Genomic DNA, 18308 nt, shown 5'->3' with positions numbered 1-18308 from the left:
CACCTTTCTTAAACAATCACATCCGACGTATGGAGAATTACATCGTATCGGCACGTAAATATCGTCCGGCGACATTCGATACCGTAGTGGGCCAGCGTGCGCTGACAACTACCCTGAAAAATGCCATTGCCAACCAGAAACTGGCTCATGCCTACCTGTTCTGCGGACCGCGGGGCGTGGGTAAGACTACCTGTGCCCGCATCTTCGCCAAAACGATCAACTGCCTGCATCCTACGGCCGACGGGGAGGCCTGCAACGAATGTGAATCGTGCAGGGCGTTCAACGAGCAGCGCTCGTATAACATCCATGAACTGGATGCCGCCTCGAACAACTCGGTGGAAGACATCCGCTCGTTGATCGAACAGGTACGCATCCCGCCGCAGATCGGAAAATACAAGGTGTACATCATCGATGAGGTGCACATGCTCTCGCAATCGGCCTTCAACGCCTTCCTCAAGACGCTGGAAGAGCCGCCGCACCATGCCATCTTCATTCTGGCCACTACCGAAAAGTACAAGATCCTGCCCACTATCCTCAGCCGGTGCCAGATTTACGACTTCAACCGCATCGGCATCAACGACATTGTGGAGCACCTGGAGAAGGTGGCCGCCAAAGAACAGATCGAGGCCGAACCCGAAGCGCTGAACATCATCGCACAGAAGGCCGACGGAGGTATGCGTGACGCCTTGTCGATTTTCGACCAGGTGGCGAGCTTCACCAACGGACATATCACCTACAAGAGCGTGATAGACAACCTGAATGTGCTGGACTACGAATATTATTTCAAGCTTACCGACCATTTCCTGGCCAACCGGGTAGGCGACTGCCTCCTGCTTTTCAACGACGTGCTCACCAAGGGATTCGACGGGAATCATTTCATAACGGGCCTTACAAGCCATTTCCGCAACCTGCTCGTGAGCCGTGACGAAGCTACACTCCCGCTGCTGGAAGTGGGGGCGTCTATCCGCGAACGCTACAAGGAACAGGCCCGGAAATGTACGCCGCAATTCATCTACAAGGCCATGAAACTATGCAATGACTGCGACCTGAACTACCGGGTAAGCAAGAACAGGAGGCTGCTGATAGAGCTCACCCTGATACAGGTGGCGCAGCTCACCGCCGAAACGGACGACGCCGGCGGAGGGCACGGCCCTGCGCAGACCATCAAACCCATATTCAACCAGGCACAGGGCCAACCGGCCAACGGACAACAGGCGCAGGCCGTACGCCCCGCACAGGCGCAGGCCGTACCCGCACATCAGCAGACGGCTCCCGCAAGCGCAGGGACATCATCTCCTCAGTCGCCTGCCCGACCTGTACACGTAAGTCCCCTGCCCGTGCAGACGCCGTCGCAGAAGATACCGGTGGTAAAGGCCGGAGCCCTGGAAACCTTCTCCATCCGGCACAGGAACAACGCACAACAGGCCCCCGCCGCCAGCCGCCAGCCGACGCCCGAGACCGTAGCCATGACCGACAGTACGTATGAAGACTATATCTTCAACGAAAAGGACCTGAACTATTACTGGAGGGAATTCGCCTCCCGCCTCCCGAAGGAAGAAGCGGCCAACGCGGCCCGTATGATGAACATCGCCCCGCACCTGCTAGCCGACAAGGAGACATTCGAAGTAGTGGTAGACAACGGGATGGTAGAGAAGTACATGAAGAACCTGGCGCCGCAGATAGAGAACCACCTGCGCGGGCAACTCCATAACCGGAAAATAAAGATGACTGTACGCGTAAGCCAGAAAAATGAAAATGTGCGCGCATACAGCCATCTGGAACGTTTCAACATGATGAGCAAGAAGAACCCCGACCTGCTGAAACTGAAAGAGGAATTCGGACTGGAACTCTCGTAATGCGTATCGTGGCGTGGCCCCCGCCGGGCACGCCCGCCCGTGTGTTACAGGTCGTGGTTACGCATACGGTATTCGGCCAGCTCCTCGTACTTGGTACCCGGACGGCCGTAGTTGCAGTACGGATAGATGGAGATCCCTCCGCGTGGCGTGAAGATACCCGTCACCTCGATGTATTTCGGGTCCATCAGCCTGATGAGGTCCTTCATGATGATGTTCACGCAATCCTCGTGGAAATCGCCGTGGTTACGGAAACTGAACAGGTAGAGCTTCAGGCTCTTGCTCTCCACCATCTTCACGTCGGGCAGGTAGCTGATGCGGATTTCCGCAAAATCGGGCTGGCCCGTAATCGGGCACAGGCTGGTAAATTCCGGGCAGTTGAAACGTACCCAGTAGTCGTTTTCCGGATGCTTGTTCACGAAAGCCTCCAGCACTTCGGGAGCGTAATCCTGCTTGTAGGCAGTAGTCTTTCCCAGTATCGTCAATTCGTCTTTTCTTTCCATACAGATTCGTCTTTTTCTTCGTTCGGGTAATTCCATTCATTCCACATCGGCTTCCTTGAGGCGCTCCAGCGTCTCCCCCTTCGAAGCCAGGTATTTTTCCAGTCCCTCACGGCGCAGCTTGCACGCCGGGCAATGTCCGCACCCGTCGCCCTGCACACCGTTGTAGCAGGTCAGCGTATCGTGGCGCACGATGTCCAGCACGCCCAGCTCGTCGGCCAGCGCCCAGGTCTCCGCCTTGTCTATCCACATCAGCGGCGTATGGATCACGAACTGCTCGTCCATGGCCAGGTTCAGCGTCACGTTCAGCGACTTGATGAACGAGTCGCGGCAATCGGGATAACCGCTGAAGTCGGTCTGCGAAACCCCGGTCACCAGGTGGTAGATACCCCGTTCACGGGCATATACGGCCGCAATGCTCAGGAAGAACAGGTTGCGTCCCGGCACAAACGTATTGGGGAACGAGCCGTCCGGCTTCACCTCATCCATCTTGATGGAAGTATCCGTGAGCGAATTCCGTCCCAGATTCCCGATGAACGAAACATCCATCGCATCGAAATGTACTCCTGCCTTGCCGGCTATCGCACGGGCCAGCTCCACTTCCTTCACGTGTTTCTGACCATAAACGAAACTCAAGGCATAAACCTCCTTAAAATGCTTTTTCGCCCAGAAAAGGCAAGTGGTGGAATCCTGTCCGCCACTGAACACAACCAGTGCAGCTTGATTATTCATCGTCAAATCTCCTTTATTTTCAATACGTTGTAAGAAATATGCTCGTCGTACACGTCGCTGTCGTCCACGCGCTTGATGTAGTTCACCACCCGGATGGTCACCGGCAGGATCACCACCTCGTAGGCGGTCTTCAGCACCACCTGCACCACCATCATCTTCACCAGCTCGTTCACGGGCATCAGTCCGCCGAAAGCCAGCGGAAAGAAGATGAGCGAATCGGCACTCTCGCCCGCCACGGTAGAGAGGATGGCACGGGCCGAAAAATGACGTCCCTGCGAAGCTACCTTCATGCGGCTCATCACGTAGGCGTTGATGAACGAGCCCACCAGGAAGGCCATCAGACTGGCGGCGGCTATACGGGGCGCCATGCCGAACACGAAGTCGAACGCTTCCTCGCCTTGCCAGAACGGTGCGGCGGGTATGGCGATGGCCAGCTGCCCGAGGGCCACTACAAAGAAGTTCATCAGGAATCCCATCCAGATGATGAGCCGTGCCTTGCGGAAGCCCCACACTTCGGCAATGCAATCGTTGATAATGTAAGATACGGGGAATACAATCAGTCCGGCGGTAACGGCCACAGGCCCGAGCTGGACAACTTTGGTCTCTAACAGATTGGCTGCCACCAGGCAGACGCAAAACACGATACCCAAGACCATGAAAGGTACCGAAACAAGGTTTTCTTTCTTCATCGCTCCTGTTTTTTACGTGGTGTTCTAGAATACACGGCCGCTACTCACGGCATCGCATGTGAATGTTCTCTTTTTCTATCCGGGGCACAAAGATACGAATAATTTCGGAATCTGCAGAACCGGGAAGCCTGGATCCTCCTCTTTTCTCTCATTATAACGCACAATTATGAAAAGTTTTGTGCCTTTCTGCCTATTTTTAACACTAATTAATACATATGCCTGCCAAGAACCCCTGATCCACACCGCCACAAAACGATGCTCGAAACAGAGCGTACTCCCTCCCGTTACAACCATTACATTACAAACCTTACAGTTGTTTTAAAGTAAAAATCAGGCTTCCGGATTAACCTAAAGAAATGTAAATATATTTCTTATATTATATATATAATATATATATTATATATATAATATAAAATTTTGATACAAGTATCCAGGGCAAGCCGATTGCAACTCTTTTTGCTTTACTGTAAGGTTTGTAATGTAAGGGCTGCATGAACGCAAGCCGATTATGATTCTCTTTTTGCTTACTGTAAGTTTTGTAATGTAAGGGCTGCAATGAACGGAATCCACTGGAGAAAAAAAGCAATTTCATTAACAGATTTTTGCACTTTAGCGGTACCCTGTTTTTGGCGGTCTGCCAGAAGCGCCCTACCTTAGCGGCATCAAGATTTCCGGGAAGCGGTTCAGAAAAAACAGCATCAGATTCGGAAACCCTCCGGCACATCCGGCGTCAGATCCGGGGGAAAAGCTCCGGCACATCCGGCGTCAGATCCGGGGAAAGCCCCGGCACAAACCGGCAGAAATCCGGGAAACCCTCCGGCACATCCGGCAGAAATCCGGCGGACAAACGAAAAACGGGGAAGCCGTTTGTCCGTTTTCGGGGAATGGGTTATATTTGTGCAACGAAGTTTTTGAGAATCATGACAAAGAACAATCTGCTCAGCGAGCAACTGAACTACAACGGGGCGAGCCGGACCCCTACCCACCTGCACGTGTGCAGCTACAACGCCACTTCGGTGGAGAGGCACAAAACGGAAACCGCCGACGGACTTGACCTGCTCCTGAAGAAGGAATGTATCAACTGGATCCAGGTACACGGACTTCAGAACGCGGGCACCATCCGCCAGGTATGCGAGCGTTTCAACGTCGATTTCCTCACTACGCAGGATATCCTGAACGCCAACCACCTGACCAAGATAGAGGAACATGACAACTACAACGTCATCATCCTCAAGCTGCTTTCAAGGAACCAGGACGGGGAGTACCTGCCGCAGCATCTGGGAATCGTACAGGGAGACAATTTCCTGATAACCTTTACCGAACAGGAAACCGACTTCTTCAACGAAATCTTATCGGCCCTTGACAAGAATGTACTGAAAATACGGAACCGGCAGTCCGATTACCTGCTCAGCGTTATCCTGAACAGTGTCATGGCAAACTTCATGTCTGTCCTAAGTGCCATGGAAGACGAACTGGACGACCTGGAAGAACGCTTCCTCTCGTCCGACTCGTACGAAGACCCGGGGATAGACGAGATACAGACGTACCGGCGCAACTACCGCCTCATCAAGAAATGCATCCTGCCCCTCAAGGAACAGATCAACAAGCTGTTCCACACCGAGAACCAGCTCCTGCACAAGGTCAACCGCCCGTTCTTCAACGACGTGAACGACCACCTGCAATTCGCCCTGCAGACGCTGGAAGGATGCCGCGACATGGTGGGAGCCCTGATAGACCTCTACATCTCCAGCAACGACCAGCGCATGAACAGCATCATGAAGCAGCTCACCGTGGTGTCTACCATCTTCATTCCGCTGACCTTCCTGGCCGGTATCTGGGGAATGAATTTCCACTTCATGCCGGAACTGGACTGGAAATACGGCTACGTCTACGCCTGGGCCCTGATGATTGTGCTGGCCGTAGGCATCTACTATTACTTCAAGCACAAGAAATGGTATTGAACCCTGTAACAGCCCCCTGCCGGAGAGGGCACTAAAAACCGAAACGACCCATGAGAAAACAAGAACTGTATGACCGGGTAATCGACTACTTCCAGCGCACCATGCCGGTGGCCGAAACCGAACTGCACTACAACAACCCCTTCGAGCTGCTGATAGCCGTCATCCTGAGCGCCCAGTGTACCGACAAGCGCGTGAACCAGATTACACCACCCCTGTTCCGCGACTTCCCTACACCCGAGGCACTGGCCGCCACCACGCCCGAAGTGGTATTCGAATACATCCGTAGCGTGAGCTACCCGAACAACAAGGCCAAGCACCTGGTGGGCATGGCGCAGATGCTGGTGAAGGATTTCCACGGCGAAGTGCCCGATACGCTGGAAGAGCTGGTGAAGCTGCCCGGCGTGGGACGGAAAACCGCCAACGTGATACAGAGCGTGGTGTTCAACAAGGCGGCCATGGCGGTAGATACGCACGTGTTCCGCGTGAGCCACCGCATCGGACTGGTACCGATGAGCTGCACCACACCGCTGGCTACCGAAAAATACCTGATGAAATACATTCCCAAGGAGATTGTGCCTACGGCCCACCACTGGCTCATCCTGCACGGACGCTACGTATGTGTAGCCCGCAAGCCGAAATGCGAGCAATGCGGACTGAACGGGCTCTGCAAGGAATCGTTGAAGGCTACGGCCGGAAAATGACGGCCGGCAGGGCGTTAGAGGGTAAGTTGCAGACCGTCGTAGGCCAGACGGATGCCTTCGGGCAACGAAGCGTCCACTTCGGCGTGAAGCCCTATCTGATGGCTCATGTGGATGAACCAGGTCTGACGCGCCCCGATGCGTGCCGCCTGCTCCAGGGCTTCGGAAAGGCTCTGGTGGGTCCAGTGCGGTTCGATGCGCAAGGCGTTCATCACCAGGCAGTCCAGGTCCTTCAGCACATCGTATGACGAGTCGGGCATGGTAAGCATGTCGGTAATCCACGCCATCCGGCCGATACGGTATCCCATAATGGGCAGCTTTCCGTGCATCACCCGGAAAGGACGTACCTCTACGGTGTTTCCGCCCAGGCTGCTCACCGTGAACGGCACCCCCTCCTGAATCGTTTCCAGCGGAATGTGCGGCACTCCCGGATACAGGTGCTCGGTAAAGCAATAGGGAATGCGGTTGCGCAGGCGCTCGGCGGTATAGGCTTCGGCATACACCGGAACATCACGGAACTGGCAGTACGGACGCAGGTCGTCCAGTCCGCCCACATGGTCGTAATGCTCGTGGGTGACCAGCACACCGTCTATGGGCTTGAAATCGTTCAGGCGGATCATCTGCTCACGGAAATCCGGACCGCAATCGATGAGAATCCGCACACCGTCCACTTCCACCAGGCCCGAACAGCGCAGGCGTTTGTCTTTCGGGTCGGTACTGGTACACACGGCACACGTACATCCTATCTGCGGCACTCCCGTAGACGTTCCGCTTCCTAATATGGTAATTTTCATGACATTCTTCTTTCTGGGATAACAAAACAGGGTATCAACTCACTTCCAAACTCAGATATAATTCACTTCGGGACGGATATCGATGCCGAACGTGTCATGCACCGACCGCGCCACCTCATGCGCCAGGTGCATCACCTCTTCTCCGGTAGCTCCGCCCAGGTTGACCAGCACCAGAGCCTGCCTGTCGTGCACGGCCGCACGGCCCAGCGCCTTGCCTTTCCATCCGCAACGGTCTATCATCCAGCCGGCGGGAATCTTCACACGGTCATTATCCACGTCGTAATGGGGCATGTCGGGGTAACGCTCCCGCAAGGTCTCGAACAGGCTTCTCGGCACAACGGGATTCATGAAGAAACTGCCCGCATTGCCCAGCACCTTAGGGTCGGGAAGCTTGGAAGCCCGGATCGACATCACCACGTCACGCACCGTCTCGAGCGTAGGCTCGCACGCGCGGCGTTCCAGCTCGGCACGGATATTCCCGTAGTCCAGATGAAACACCGGACGTTTGCCCAGGCGGTACACCACATGGGTCACTATGTAGCGTCCTTTCAGTTCCTTCTTGAAGACACTCTCGCGGTAAGCGTAACCGCATTCGGCGTTGGTGAATACACGGCGTTCGGCCGTATCCGCCGCCAGGGTCTCTACCGCCACAATCAGGTCCTTCACCTCCACGCCATAGGCGCCGATGTTCTGTACGGCCGAAGCCCCCACTTCGCCGGGGATGGCCGAAAGGTTCTCGGCCCCGTACCATCCGTTCGCCACCGCATAGGCCACAAAATCATCCCACACTTCACCCGCTCCGACCCGCACTTCCACTTTATCGGCATCTTCGGCCACCACTTCGAAGCCCTTTATGGCCGAATGTAGCACCGTACCCGGATAATTGCCCGAAAAGAGGAGATTGCTCCCCCCGCCGATGTGCAGGAGCGGATGCAGCCTGCCACCTTCCTTCCGCAAAAGGTCGGTCAGTTCGTCCACATTGTCGTATTCAATGAAACGGGCCGCACGCACATCCATTCCGAACGTGTTATGGGCAAGCAGCGGATAATTCTGTATGTCTTTCATTCCGTCTTTCTATATGTGTATATATGTATATGATATTTCAGAGTCAGCAGCTCAAGTCACCGTCAGTCGCTCAAGTCTTCAAAGCGCATGAGCTTCCATTTCCCGCCCCGGCGTTCGAAGTAAAGGGTATTGCTGAAACCGTTTCCGAAGCCCTTGAACTCCACGATCTTCGTATCCGCCTTCAGGTCTTCCTTCTGTCCGTAATGCACGTTCGTGAGTCGGCCGGGCGTCATAGGCGGCCGGAAAGCGAACCATTGTCCCGGCTCCAGGGTAGTTTCCAGAATCTGGAACTCGTCGTCGGGGTCGGCGGTGACAAAGCCCAGCGGACTTTCCAGGCGTTCGGCCTGGAAGGCGGAATCGGCCGAAAATTCCTTGTAGAACAGCATGAAGTCCTCCTCGCCGGGATCGGTTTCATGCACCAGCCTCTCCACATTGATCGCCTCCAGATACCATGAAAGCGACTTGCGCTGGAAGTAATACCGCTTTACATGGTCGGTATTCAGGTTGATCATATCCACCTGTATGCTGTGCATGCCGGTATCTTTTTCCATCTCCATCTCCTCCTCGCTTTCGAACAGGACGGTATAGGCCGGCTGGCGGCTGAACAAAGGGTCGTAGTTCCAGTCCTCCTTGGGGATGCGCACGGCCTCCTTCCCCTTGTAGGAAGTGAGCGGAAATACGATACGTGAACGTTGGAAATCCTCGTCGGAAGCGAAATTGTAAAAGAAATCGGCAAAACTCTCGTCGGCGGTGGCCGGGATCACGTCTTCCACCACGGGTATGGTATCCTGTACAGAATCAGGATGTGCGGTCAATGAGTCAATCTGCTCGGTCAAAGTCTCGAAGGGGTCAATCTTCTTCTTGCCCCCTCCACAAGAGGATACCGCCAGAACAATCAGCAGGCAGCACCCGAATACAATTCTTTTCATTAGTCAGTGCTCCAGAAAAATCAGTTGCAAAATTACCTTTTTTTTCGTTTTCCGATGCAATAATGTGAGAGATTTCTTTTTTATCGGCCGAAAAAGGAAAAATTTCAGTTTAAATCCTTAACTTTGCGGCTACGAAAATAATTATAAAAGTAATATGTTAGCAAAAATAGAAGAGCTGCTCAAGGAAGTGGAAAGCATGACGGCCTCAAACGCCGAAGAACTGGAAGCTTTACGTATCAAATACCTGAGCAAGAAAGGTGCAATCAACGCTCTGATGGTAGATTTCCGCAACGTACCCGCCGACCAGAAGAAGGAAGTGGGCATGAAGCTGAACGAACTGAAGAACCGTGCACAGGAGCGTATCAACACGCTGAAGGAGACATTCGAAAACCAGGATGCCTGTTCGGACGAACTGGACCTGACACGCACCGCCTACCCTATCGGACTGGGAACACGCCACCCGCTGAGTATCGTGCGCAATGAGATTATCGACATATTCGGCCGTATGGGATTCACCATCGCCGACGGCCCGGAAGTGGAAGACGACTGGCATGTGTTCTCGTCCATGAACTTCCCCGAAGACCATCCGGCACGCGACATGCAGGATACGTTCTTCATCGAAAGCCACCCCGACATCATCCTGCGTACACATACCTCTTCCGTACAGAGCCGTGTAATGGAAGTGTCTCAGCCTCCTATCCGCGTAATCTGCCCGGGACGTGTATACCGTAACGAAGCCATCAGCTACCGCGCACACTGCTTCTTCCACCAGGTGGAAGGCCTGTACGTCGACAAGAACGTATCGTTCACCGACCTGAAGCAGGTTCTGCTCCAGTTTGCACAGGAAATGTTCGGCCCCGAAACCAAGATCCGCCTGCGCCCGTCGTACTTCCCGTTTACCGAACCCAGCGCCGAAATGGATATCAGTTGCGATATCTGCGGCGGTGAAGGATGCCCGTTCTGCAAATATACAGGCTGGGTGGAAATCCTGGGATGCGGTATGGTAGACCCGGCCGTACTGGACGCCAACGGCATAGACAGCAAGGTCTATACAGGTTATGCCTTCGGAATGGGTGTGGAACGTATCGCCAACCTGAAATACAAGGTCAAGGACCTGCGTATGTTCTCGGAAAACGACACGCGCTTCCTCAAGGAATTCGAGTCGGCCAACTAAAGACCGGAAATCCGTATCTATTATAACCCACAAAGGCTGTAATTCCGATTACAGCCTTTTATTTTATCCGTATCACCCTACCTTCATGAAAAAGGACCGTCTTATCACCCCAAGCTACTGCTGCATCCTGGCGGCCAACTTCCTGCTATACTTCGGGTTCTGGCTGCTCACCCCCGTCCTGCCCTTCTACCTGGCCGAGAACTTCAACGCCTCGAACGCCATGATCGGTTTCGTATTGTCGTGCTATACCATTTCATCGCTCTGCATCCGTCCGTTCTCGGGCTACCTGCTCGACACGTTCGCCAGGAAACCGCTTTACCTGCTCTCCTACTTCATCTTCATCGCCATCTTCGCCGGCTACATGGTGGCGGGCTTCCTTACCCTGTTCATCATGCTCCGCATCATACACGGCATATCGTTCGGGATGGTGACCGTGGGAGGAAACACCATCGTGATAGACATCATGCCCTCTTCCCGCAGGGGTGAAGGACTGGGCTACTACGGTCTGGCCAACAACCTGGCCATGTCGGTAGGACCGATGATCGGACTCTTCCTGCATAGCCACGGCGTGTCTTACGACACCGTCTTCATCGCCTCGATCGGAGCCGGTACCGTGGGCTTCCTTTCGGCATGCGCCGTAAAGACCCCCTACAAGCCGCCTGTAAAGAGAGAGCCGATATCGCTCGACCGTTTCATCCTGCTCAAGGGACTTCCCGCGGGCTTCAGCCTGCTCCTGCTTTCCATCCCCTACGGCATGACATCGAACTACGTGGCCATGTATGCCCTCCAGATAGGCATCAAGGCCGAAATGGGATTCTTCTTCACCCTGATGGCTATCGGGATGGCCATCAGCCGCCTGTTCAGCGGAAAGCTGGTCGACAAAGGGAAGATCACCCAGGTCATCATAGCCGGAACCTACATGGTGTGCATCTGCTATTTCCTGATTGCGGCATGCGGATGGACCATCGCCTGGAACTACCGGTTCACAACGGTACTGTTCTTCACCATCGCCCTGCTGCTGGGCATCGGCTTCGGAACCATGTTCCCCGCCTATAATACCCTGTTCGTGAACCTGGCACCCAACAACCAGCGCGGCACGGCCACCAGTACCTACCTCACCTCGTGGGACGTGGGTCTGGGTATAGGGATGCTCACCGGAGGATACATTGCCGAAATAGCCTCCTTCCGCATGGCATACCTGTTCGGAGCCGTCCTGACGGTAGTATCGCAGGTATACTTCATAGTCAAGGCCGGACCTTATTTCCATAAAAACAGATTGAGGTGATACTAATCTTTCATGAACCTGGACGTGAGACTAGTCTTTCCAAACACGGGACGTGAAACTAGTTCTAAACACGGGATGTGAGACTAATCTTTCATGGATAGCACGAAGAGGTAAGACAGACGGTTCTCTACGTGCGTAATCTGTACGGAAAGGATGAAGGGACGGAACAACGTCCAATGACGGCTGAAGAAAGAAGGGATAAAGGAAGCGAAACTCTGCATGTCGGCGCCCGCCTTGTCCATATCGGCCACCATGATGAACGACGCCTCCCGCGAGAGGTTCGAAACGCACTCCTGGAACCTGTCGCGCACCGGAAGGGCAAGTAACCGCGAAATGCAACTATCCACCTTCTCCGTCCCCGCAAGGACCAGGAGGCTGTCTTCCACCACCGGTTGCACGGAAGCGATACGGTCGCCGGCATCACGTATGCATGAATTCCTGCCGTCGATGGATCCGCTCAAATAAAACACTTCATTATTGAAATGCAGGTCGAACCCGCTCCAGCAACGGGCATCCTTATCCGCCAACAGGGGAATGGAGGCGGCATGCGCGTAGATGGTGACGAAATTCGCCCGCTTGGGCTGGTAGCTGGCCATGAAGGTAGAATCGTTTTTCAGGGAAGTCTTGTCTCTCTCGGCATCGATGACCTCCTCTATCAGGCGTTTCTGGAGGCTGACCGCCAGGAACCCCTTCCCGGCATAAGTGGCGATGAAATTCCCGTCACGGAGCGGATAGATCCCTATCTTCTTTCCACGGTACATCTCTTCTTTAGGTACAAAATCCAATGAGGAATTCTTCACGAGCGACTTGAGGAAACCGTCGTCCAGGCTGTTCACCCGGAAATAGATCACGATATTGTCGGGCGACACCGGCGCATGCATGCTTATCATGACACGATCCAGACGGTTGCTCAGCCCGTGTACGCCATCGTTTTCAATATAAGGGGTAAGGTTATTGAATACGGCCGAAAGCAGCTTGCTACGGCTCAGGGTAGTGTCCAACTGGGCCTCATAGTTCACCTGAGAGAGCTCATTGACCAGAAATTCCATATTGTCGGTTTCCAGCACCGCCAGACAATCGTGGGGCACAAGCGATAGCAGATCGGCATCCTTATTTTCATTGACCATCTTCAACTGCGCAAAACTATAGAAGCCTACCCCTATACAGAATAGAACAATAGAAACAATAACTGCCAGTTTGGCCACTACACGCAGCTTCATAGTCCTCATTTATTAATTATATGCAAATATATAATAAAAATTTTAAAAATCAAGAATAAAGCGGGAATAAAAAAAGCCTCACAGAAATCTGTGAGGCCTGTCAGTAAACGGGGATTAGGGTGACTAGTGGGACTCGAACCCACGACATTCAGAACCACAATCTGACGCTCTAACCAACTGAACTATAGTCACCATGTTGGAATCAAAAAATGCTTTTTAAGGAAGGGTGACTAGTGGGACTCGAACCCACGACATTCAGAACCACAATCTGACGCTCTAACCAACTGAACTATAGTCACCATGTTGATTACCCTTTCAAAAGCGAGTGCAAAGGTAGCTAAAGATTTTTAATTTGCAAATAAATGAAAGGAAAATATCACCAAAAAAATTTCTCCGATGTCTTTGCATGCAAATCTCCATTATATTCACCGGTATATCCGCCCGTTCCATCTGCCTCAAGTACCGGCAAGCATGAAGCGACTACCCTATTTGATTTGTCTTTAACTCAAACCTTATTTGTCTTTAACTCAAACCTTATTTGTCTTTAACTCAATATACCAAGACTTATGAAAGAAAAATTGATGAAAGAAAAGAACCTCACAAGCTTCATGCAGAAGCTTATCGTCCGCCTCCAGCAGGAAGGACGGCCCGGTACGGCACACGTGTACCAAAGCACCTACAACCGGATCAGAAGCTTTACGGGCGGACGTCCGTTGAAGTTCAGCGAACTCACCCCCTCGTGGCTGAAAGCTTTCCAGAACTACCTGTTGTCATACCAGCTCCAGTGGAACACCATCTCCACCTACATGCGCATGCTCCGTGCCGTATATTTCCGCGCCGTAGACGAAGGGCTCACGCCGGAACACTCCCGCCTGTTCCATTGCGTGTATACCGGAACACGCGTAACGGTCAAAAGGGCGCTCGATGTACAGGCACTCCAGCGCCTGTACAGGAAACGGATACCCGAAAACACGGAAATGGAAAAAGCCAGGAAACTCTTCCTGTTGCTCTTCATGCTACGCGGAATCCCGTTCGTAGACATCGCCTACCTGCGACGGTGTGACCTGAACGGCAACATCCTTACGTACCGGCGCCGGAAAACAGGAACGTGGATTACGGTACGCGTGGAACCGGAAGCCATGAAGCTCATCCATGCCCTGCAAAGCACGGATACCGGATCGCCTTACCTGTTCCCCTTCATCCACAAATGCGGCACCGACGAATATCACCAGTACCAATACGCCTTGCGCACATTCAACTACCAGTTGAAAAAACTCTCGGAATCGCTGGGCGGAAACATCCCGCTAAGCAGCTATAGCGCCCGGCATAGCTGGGCCACCATCGCCAACTACCGCGACTACCAGCAGGAACTGATTTCGAATGCGATGGGACACTCCTCTGTAAAAGTAACAGAAACTTACTTCAAGGCTCATTCAAACGAGCGTATCAATGAGATGAACAGAGGCATATTAAGCTATACATTCCAGAAATGAAATATAGGAATAAACCACTAATAATCAGAAAAGAATACAAGATTTATTTTAACAAATAAAATTCCGTTACTTTGTAGGTAACGGAAAATCAGCGAAATATGGGGACATAAAAACTATTTCTAATATTCTTTATAGATCAATTATACAGGTTAAATTTATAAAAACGCAAAGACTTTACGAGAAACAATTTATTATTATGTCAGAAAATCAGTAAAAATAGAGACTCACATTATGTTATAAAACAGATTTTTAAAATATATTGGGTGTCTATAAAAAATATATACTATTTTAATGTAATTATAAAATGTTTTTACTATTTTTGCTGTTGAATAAAGATATCCGTTACCTACAAAGTAACGGAAGAATGGGAAAAACACGTAAAATAAACTGGAAATACACATCCTAAATATGTGGGACATGAAGAAAATCATTTGTATACTTTTTCTGATGGTTGGCATATCCTTGTCAGCCCAGAACGTTGCGGTCAAGACCAACCTGCTTTACGATGCCTCAGCGACTATCAATTTAGGTACGGAAATCGGCCTGGCGCCAAAGTGGACCCTGGACCTGTCGGCCAACTACAACGGCTGGACATTCAGCGAGAACAAGAAATGGAAACATTGGCTGGCACAACCCGAAGCCCGCTACTGGTTCTGCGAGCGTTTCAACGGCCATTTTCTGGGTGCCCATCTGCTGGGAGGACAATACAACTGGGGCGGCATCAAGTTGCCGTTCGGTCTGTTCGACGACCTGGAGAATCATCGGTACGAAGGCTGGTACGCCGGCGGTGGTCTGGTATATGGTTACCAGTGGCTGCTGGGCAAGCGCTGGAGCATCGAAGCGGCCATCGGTGTGGGCTATATCCGTGCCCATTACGACAAATACGAGTGTGTGCATTGCGGTGAATGGCTGGGTTCCGGAAACAAGAACTACCTGGGAGTGACCAAAGCTGCCGTTTCCCTGATATACATTATTAAATAAGGAGGAGAAGGATATGAAAAAGACGATATTACTACTCGGCTGGCTATTGGCGGCATGCCCGGTAGCCTTCGGACAGACCCACTACCTTGAAAGTCTGATACTGGAAAACCAGCGCGTTACAAAGACGGGAAACAAGGTTACGGTAAGCGCCGATATTCGTATGGACGGAATGGACCTTGACCGCCAGCAGTCGGTGCGTCTGGTACCGGTCATCGTATCGGCCGACGGAACGCAACAGAAGGAACTGGCTCCCATCCTGGTAGAAGGGAAGGTGCGTAGCAAGGTTACGGCACGGAAACTGGCCTTGGGAGACATGACGGAAGAGGAAGGTACGTTGCGGATAAGGCGTGAAAACGGACAGGCCCAGACCGTAGAGTACAGCACAGAGGTTCCGTTCAGCCGCTGGATGGTGAACGGCCGTCTGGAACTGTGCGGATACGTTACGGGATGTGCCGGGTGCAGCGAGGGTGACGAGATCCTGACGGCGGGTGAAGTGTTGCCGTACCGGGAACCCGAGTTTACCCTGGCTACGGCCATGCAGCCTGCCGAAGAGCAGGTGAAGCGCCGTGCCGAAGACAAGAGCGCCCGTCTGGAGTACCGGCGTGACAGCTATGCCGTGCTTCCCGAATACCGCACCAACCGGGCCGAACTGGATAGCGTGCAACACTCGCTGGCACTGGTAAAGGATAATCCGAACCTCACCATAACAGGGATCTACATTACCGGATACGCATCGCCCGAAGGCTCCATGACATACAACGAACGCCTGTCGCAACGCCGTGCGCAGACCTTTGCCGACTACGTGTGGCAACATAACAGGGAGTTGAAGAAAGAACTCTGGCACGTGGCATGGAAGGGTGAAGACTGGGACGGCTTCCACCGTCAGGTAGAGCAGGCTTCCGGTTGGGAAAAGAGTCAGGATGTGCTTCAGATACTGGAAGGGTGCGAAGGTAGTCAGGACGATTGCGAAAAGCAGATCCGGGCTTCGCTTTCAAGGGAAGACTACCAGTACCTGCTGGACGAGCTCTATGCCCCGCTCCGTCGTAACGATTACCGTATTGAATACACCGTACGCAACTTCACGCCCGAAGAGGCCCGGCAGATGCTCGAGACCCGTCCCGACCTGCTGAGTGCGGCCGAGATGCAACGTGTGGCCGACGGTTACGGCCACGGTTCGGAAAATTACCGTAAAGCCTTGCGCATAGCCCTGCGCACTTATCCCGATAATGTGGCCATCCGTCACAACCTCGCCTTGGCGGAAGTGGAGGCCGGAAACTATACCGAAGCCATTACGCTGCTGAAAGACACGAAAGACGGTGCTTCGCTCAACCTGCTGGGTGTTGCTTATTTCAAGAGCGGAAACAGGCAGCAGGCGGTACAGGCGTTCGGCCAGGCGGTGCAGGCTGGATATGCACAGGCTACCGGGAATGGGGAGGCCGTAAAGGCTGCCCTGGAACTGCTGGGAAAATGAATTTAAAATAATATTCACTTAAAATGATATAGATATGAAAAAAAGAAATTTTTTTGCTGCAACGCTGATAGGATTGGCTTTGGTAGCATGTTCCTCTGTAGAAGACATTAATGGAGGAACTGATCAGAATAATGAAGGAGCTGTGGTAACATTGAAATTGGACATGTCGAATACTCCTTTAACAAAAGGTAGCCCTGGAGCAACTAATCAGCAGGTAGGAACTGCTGCTGAAAATACGATTTCTAATGTAACGGTAGTAGTAGATTATGGCAGCAATACACGAAAAGTATTTAAAAAGGGTGATACTGGAGTAACATGGACAGAGGCTAATAAAACATTAGAATTTCAAACTCCTGCGGGCGATGCAACATTCTATGTTTATGCCAATGTTAATGATAATGATGTAAATAATTTGTCTACTAGCTGGGCGGAAAATTTAGTATCAAATGGTACAGAATCAAATTATTATCAATCTGATAACTTCTTTATGAGCAATCAAAATGGTAAAGGAATAAAACATACCATTAACGAAGATACAGAAAATAATATAACTGTCAATATCGAACGTGCGGCAGCTAAGGTTACAGTAGAAAGTCCAGCTAATTTTACAAGTACTTATGGAGGTACATTGAGTGATATGAAATTTGCTCTTGGAAACAAAATCAGTAAATTCTACTTATTGCAGCAAAGTACCATTGCAAGTCCTACCAATGATGTTGAATACTTACCTTCAAATAATCAGACAGAAAATTGGAAGGAGGTATCTTTAGGTAAAACTTCAGTAACTGGAGGAGAAAACCATCAGGATTTATCAGCTTTCGCTGCTGACTATTGTATGGAAAATGTACATCAAACATACACACAGGATATAACTACTTATATAAAATTCCAAACGACTTTTACCCCAGCTAAAGTATTGAATTTTAACACTTCAGGAACTCCTTGGATAGTACAATCCAATAAAGATGTAACAGCTCCAGCAACAGCAGCAGATGCTCCTTCTTTCTTTGTTGTACTTGATGGAGATGCAAACTACACTTCAAACTATATCTTGAAATCAGATTTGTATGAAGAAAATGGAACACCAAAGAGTGGTTTGAATATTACTGAGACTACAGACGGTTATACGGTCACAGGTATTACCGGTATCACAAAGATTTCTAAGGAATATGTAAATGGTAAATGCTATTTTGGTCCTATCTGGATTAATATTGATCAAACAGGTAATGCTTCTCCTATTTATCGCAATGACTGGTACCATTTGAAAGTAACAGATATCAAATTACCTGGTTTGCCTTCTGAACCAGGAGATGGTGGAAATATTCCTTTAACTCCTGATGTTAATGTAACAGTAACTCTGGATGTCTTGGATTGGGAGCTCGAAGAGAGAAACATTGTACTTCAATAAATTTATTTTCATTCAGCAATCGGGTATCATACCCGATTGCTGAATGTACCTTCCT

16 protein-coding genes and 2 tRNA genes are annotated in these 18308 nt (G+C 51.5%); 9 read left to right on the top strand and 9 right to left on the bottom strand.

Annotated features, from left to right (window positions below):
* The first annotated feature begins 29 nt into the window (after nt 1–29).
* Entirely contained in the window at nt 30–1856 is a 1827-nt protein-coding gene (locus BQ7489_RS02305; protein ID WP_072529883.1) for a DNA polymerase III subunit gamma/tau, read from the top strand.
* 44 nt (nt 1857–1900) lie between these two features.
* Here BQ7489_RS02305 and queF read toward each other — a convergent pair whose 3' ends face one another.
* The 3 genes from queF to BQ7489_RS02290 are packed head-to-tail and all read right to left on the bottom strand — an operon-like array spanning nt 1901 to nt 3774.
* Nucleotides 1901–2356, bottom strand: coding sequence for a preQ(1) synthase (gene queF, locus BQ7489_RS02300; RefSeq protein ID WP_072529882.1), 456 nt, complete (start codon nt 2354–2356; stop codon nt 1901–1903).
* A 36-nt stretch (nt 2357–2392) separates the two neighbouring features.
* On the bottom strand, nt 2393–3085 hold the full coding sequence (gene queC / locus BQ7489_RS02295) for a 7-cyano-7-deazaguanine synthase QueC (RefSeq protein ID WP_113745229.1): 693 nt from the start codon (nt 3083–3085) through the stop codon (nt 2393–2395).
* 2 nt (nt 3086–3087) lie between these two features.
* On the bottom strand, nt 3088–3774 hold the full coding sequence (locus tag BQ7489_RS02290; RefSeq protein WP_072529880.1) for a queuosine precursor transporter: 687 nt from the start codon (nt 3772–3774) through the stop codon (nt 3088–3090).
* 920 nt (nt 3775–4694) lie between these two features.
* Here BQ7489_RS02290 and corA point away from each other — a divergent pair.
* A complete protein-coding gene (corA, locus tag BQ7489_RS02280; protein ID WP_072531989.1) occupies nt 4695–5735 on the top strand; it encodes a magnesium/cobalt transporter CorA in 1041 nt (346 codons plus the stop codon).
* Nucleotides 5736–5785: 50 nt separating this feature from the next.
* Nucleotides 5786–6436 (top strand): endonuclease III, encoded by a 651-nt coding sequence (gene nth, locus BQ7489_RS02275; protein ID WP_072529878.1) that lies wholly within the window; start codon nt 5786–5788, stop codon nt 6434–6436.
* A gap of 14 nt (nt 6437–6450) precedes the next feature.
* On the opposite strand, the gene BQ7489_RS02270 is transcribed toward nth, so the two are convergent.
* From BQ7489_RS02270 to BQ7489_RS02260, 3 genes are all read right to left on the bottom strand, one after another.
* Nucleotides 6451–7227: an MBL fold metallo-hydrolase gene (locus BQ7489_RS02270; RefSeq protein ID WP_072529877.1), complete on the bottom strand. Its 777-nt coding sequence runs from the start codon at nt 7225–7227 to the stop codon at nt 6451–6453.
* Nucleotides 7228–7278: 51 nt separating this feature from the next.
* Nucleotides 7279–8292 (bottom strand): UDP-N-acetylmuramate dehydrogenase, encoded by a 1014-nt coding sequence (gene murB / locus BQ7489_RS02265; RefSeq protein ID WP_072529876.1) that lies wholly within the window; start codon nt 8290–8292, stop codon nt 7279–7281.
* Nucleotides 8293–8354: 62 nt separating this feature from the next.
* A complete protein-coding gene (locus BQ7489_RS02260; protein WP_072529875.1) occupies nt 8355–9221 on the bottom strand; it encodes a DUF4348 domain-containing protein in 867 nt (288 codons plus the stop codon).
* A gap of 154 nt (nt 9222–9375) precedes the next feature.
* Here BQ7489_RS02260 and pheS point away from each other — a divergent pair, with 154 nt between their 5' ends.
* Nucleotides 9376–10395, top strand: coding sequence for a phenylalanine--tRNA ligase subunit alpha (gene pheS / locus BQ7489_RS02255; protein ID WP_072529874.1), 1020 nt, complete (start codon nt 9376–9378; stop codon nt 10393–10395).
* 85 nt (nt 10396–10480) lie between these two features.
* Nucleotides 10481–11680, top strand: a complete 1200-nt coding sequence (locus BQ7489_RS02250) for an MFS transporter (RefSeq protein WP_072529873.1) — start codon at nt 10481–10483, stop codon at nt 11678–11680.
* A gap of 83 nt (nt 11681–11763) precedes the next feature.
* Here the strand turns inward: BQ7489_RS02250 and BQ7489_RS02245 are convergent, their stop codons facing one another.
* The 3 genes from BQ7489_RS02245 to BQ7489_RS02235 form a co-directional block, all read right to left on the bottom strand.
* Entirely contained in the window at nt 11764–12900 is a 1137-nt protein-coding gene (locus BQ7489_RS02245; RefSeq protein WP_072529872.1) for a cupin domain-containing protein, read from the bottom strand.
* 118 nt (nt 12901–13018) lie between these two features.
* Nucleotides 13019–13092, bottom strand: a tRNA-His gene (locus BQ7489_RS02240).
* Between the two features lie 33 nt (nt 13093–13125).
* Nucleotides 13126–13199, bottom strand: a tRNA-His gene (locus BQ7489_RS02235).
* 282 nt (nt 13200–13481) lie between these two features.
* Here BQ7489_RS02235 and BQ7489_RS02230 point away from each other — a divergent pair.
* From BQ7489_RS02230 to BQ7489_RS02215, 4 genes are all read left to right on the top strand, one after another.
* Nucleotides 13482–14393 (top strand): tyrosine-type recombinase/integrase, encoded by a 912-nt coding sequence (locus BQ7489_RS02230; RefSeq protein WP_072529871.1) that lies wholly within the window; start codon nt 13482–13484, stop codon nt 14391–14393.
* 408 nt (nt 14394–14801) lie between these two features.
* Nucleotides 14802–15374: a DUF3575 domain-containing protein gene (locus tag BQ7489_RS02225; protein WP_072529870.1), complete on the top strand. Its 573-nt coding sequence runs from the start codon at nt 14802–14804 to the stop codon at nt 15372–15374.
* A gap of 13 nt (nt 15375–15387) precedes the next feature.
* A complete protein-coding gene (locus tag BQ7489_RS02220; protein WP_072529869.1) occupies nt 15388–16845 on the top strand; it encodes a DUF3868 domain-containing protein in 1458 nt (485 codons plus the stop codon).
* A gap of 34 nt (nt 16846–16879) precedes the next feature.
* Nucleotides 16880–18253, top strand: coding sequence for an Mfa1 family fimbria major subunit (locus BQ7489_RS02215; RefSeq protein WP_072529868.1), 1374 nt, complete (start codon nt 16880–16882; stop codon nt 18251–18253).
* The last annotated feature ends 55 nt before the right edge of the window (nt 18254–18308 follow it).

Origin of the sequence: Bacteroides ilei (genome assembly GCF_900128495.1) — a bacterium.
Classification (GTDB): Bacteria; Bacteroidota; Bacteroidia; order Bacteroidales; family Bacteroidaceae; genus Phocaeicola; species Phocaeicola ilei.
Note: the sequence above shows the minus strand (reverse complement) of the source record. Positions and strands in the feature narration are given on the sequence as shown.

What these genes read in the sequence shown, in the direction of transcription:
- queC (WP_113745229.1), bottom strand. Translation starts at nt 3,085, where the DNA reads ATGAATAATCAAGCTGCACTGGTTGTGTTCAGTGGCGGACAGGATTCC.
- murB (WP_072529876.1), bottom strand. Translation starts at nt 8,292, where the DNA reads ATGAAAGACATACAGAATTATCCGCTGCTTGCCCATAACACGTTCGGA.
- BQ7489_RS02250 (WP_072529873.1), top strand. Translation starts at nt 10,481, where the DNA reads ATGAAAAAGGACCGTCTTATCACCCCAAGCTACTGCTGCATCCTGGCG.
- BQ7489_RS02220 (WP_072529869.1), top strand. Translation starts at nt 15,388, where the DNA reads ATGAAAAAGACGATATTACTACTCGGCTGGCTATTGGCGGCATGCCCG.
- BQ7489_RS02230 (WP_072529871.1), top strand. Translation starts at nt 13,482, where the DNA reads ATGAAAGAAAAGAACCTCACAAGCTTCATGCAGAAGCTTATCGTCCGC.
- BQ7489_RS02270 (WP_072529877.1), bottom strand. Translation starts at nt 7,227, where the DNA reads ATGAAAATTACCATATTAGGAAGCGGAACGTCTACGGGAGTGCCGCAG.
- BQ7489_RS02245 (WP_072529872.1), bottom strand. Translation starts at nt 12,900, where the DNA reads ATGAAGCTGCGTGTAGTGGCCAAACTGGCAGTTATTGTTTCTATTGTT.
- queF (WP_072529882.1), bottom strand. Translation starts at nt 2,356, where the DNA reads ATGGAAAGAAAAGACGAATTGACGATACTGGGAAAGACTACTGCCTAC.
- pheS (WP_072529874.1), top strand. Translation starts at nt 9,376, where the DNA reads ATGTTAGCAAAAATAGAAGAGCTGCTCAAGGAAGTGGAAAGCATGACG.
- corA (WP_072531989.1), top strand. Translation starts at nt 4,695, where the DNA reads ATGACAAAGAACAATCTGCTCAGCGAGCAACTGAACTACAACGGGGCG.
- BQ7489_RS02225 (WP_072529870.1), top strand. Translation starts at nt 14,802, where the DNA reads ATGTGGGACATGAAGAAAATCATTTGTATACTTTTTCTGATGGTTGGC.
- BQ7489_RS02290 (WP_072529880.1), bottom strand. Translation starts at nt 3,774, where the DNA reads ATGAAGAAAGAAAACCTTGTTTCGGTACCTTTCATGGTCTTGGGTATC.
- nth (WP_072529878.1), top strand. Translation starts at nt 5,786, where the DNA reads ATGAGAAAACAAGAACTGTATGACCGGGTAATCGACTACTTCCAGCGC.
- BQ7489_RS02260 (WP_072529875.1), bottom strand. Translation starts at nt 9,221, where the DNA reads ATGAAAAGAATTGTATTCGGGTGCTGCCTGCTGATTGTTCTGGCGGTA.
- BQ7489_RS02305 (WP_072529883.1), top strand. Translation starts at nt 30, where the DNA reads ATGGAGAATTACATCGTATCGGCACGTAAATATCGTCCGGCGACATTC.
- BQ7489_RS02215 (WP_072529868.1), top strand. Translation starts at nt 16,880, where the DNA reads ATGAAAAAAAGAAATTTTTTTGCTGCAACGCTGATAGGATTGGCTTTG.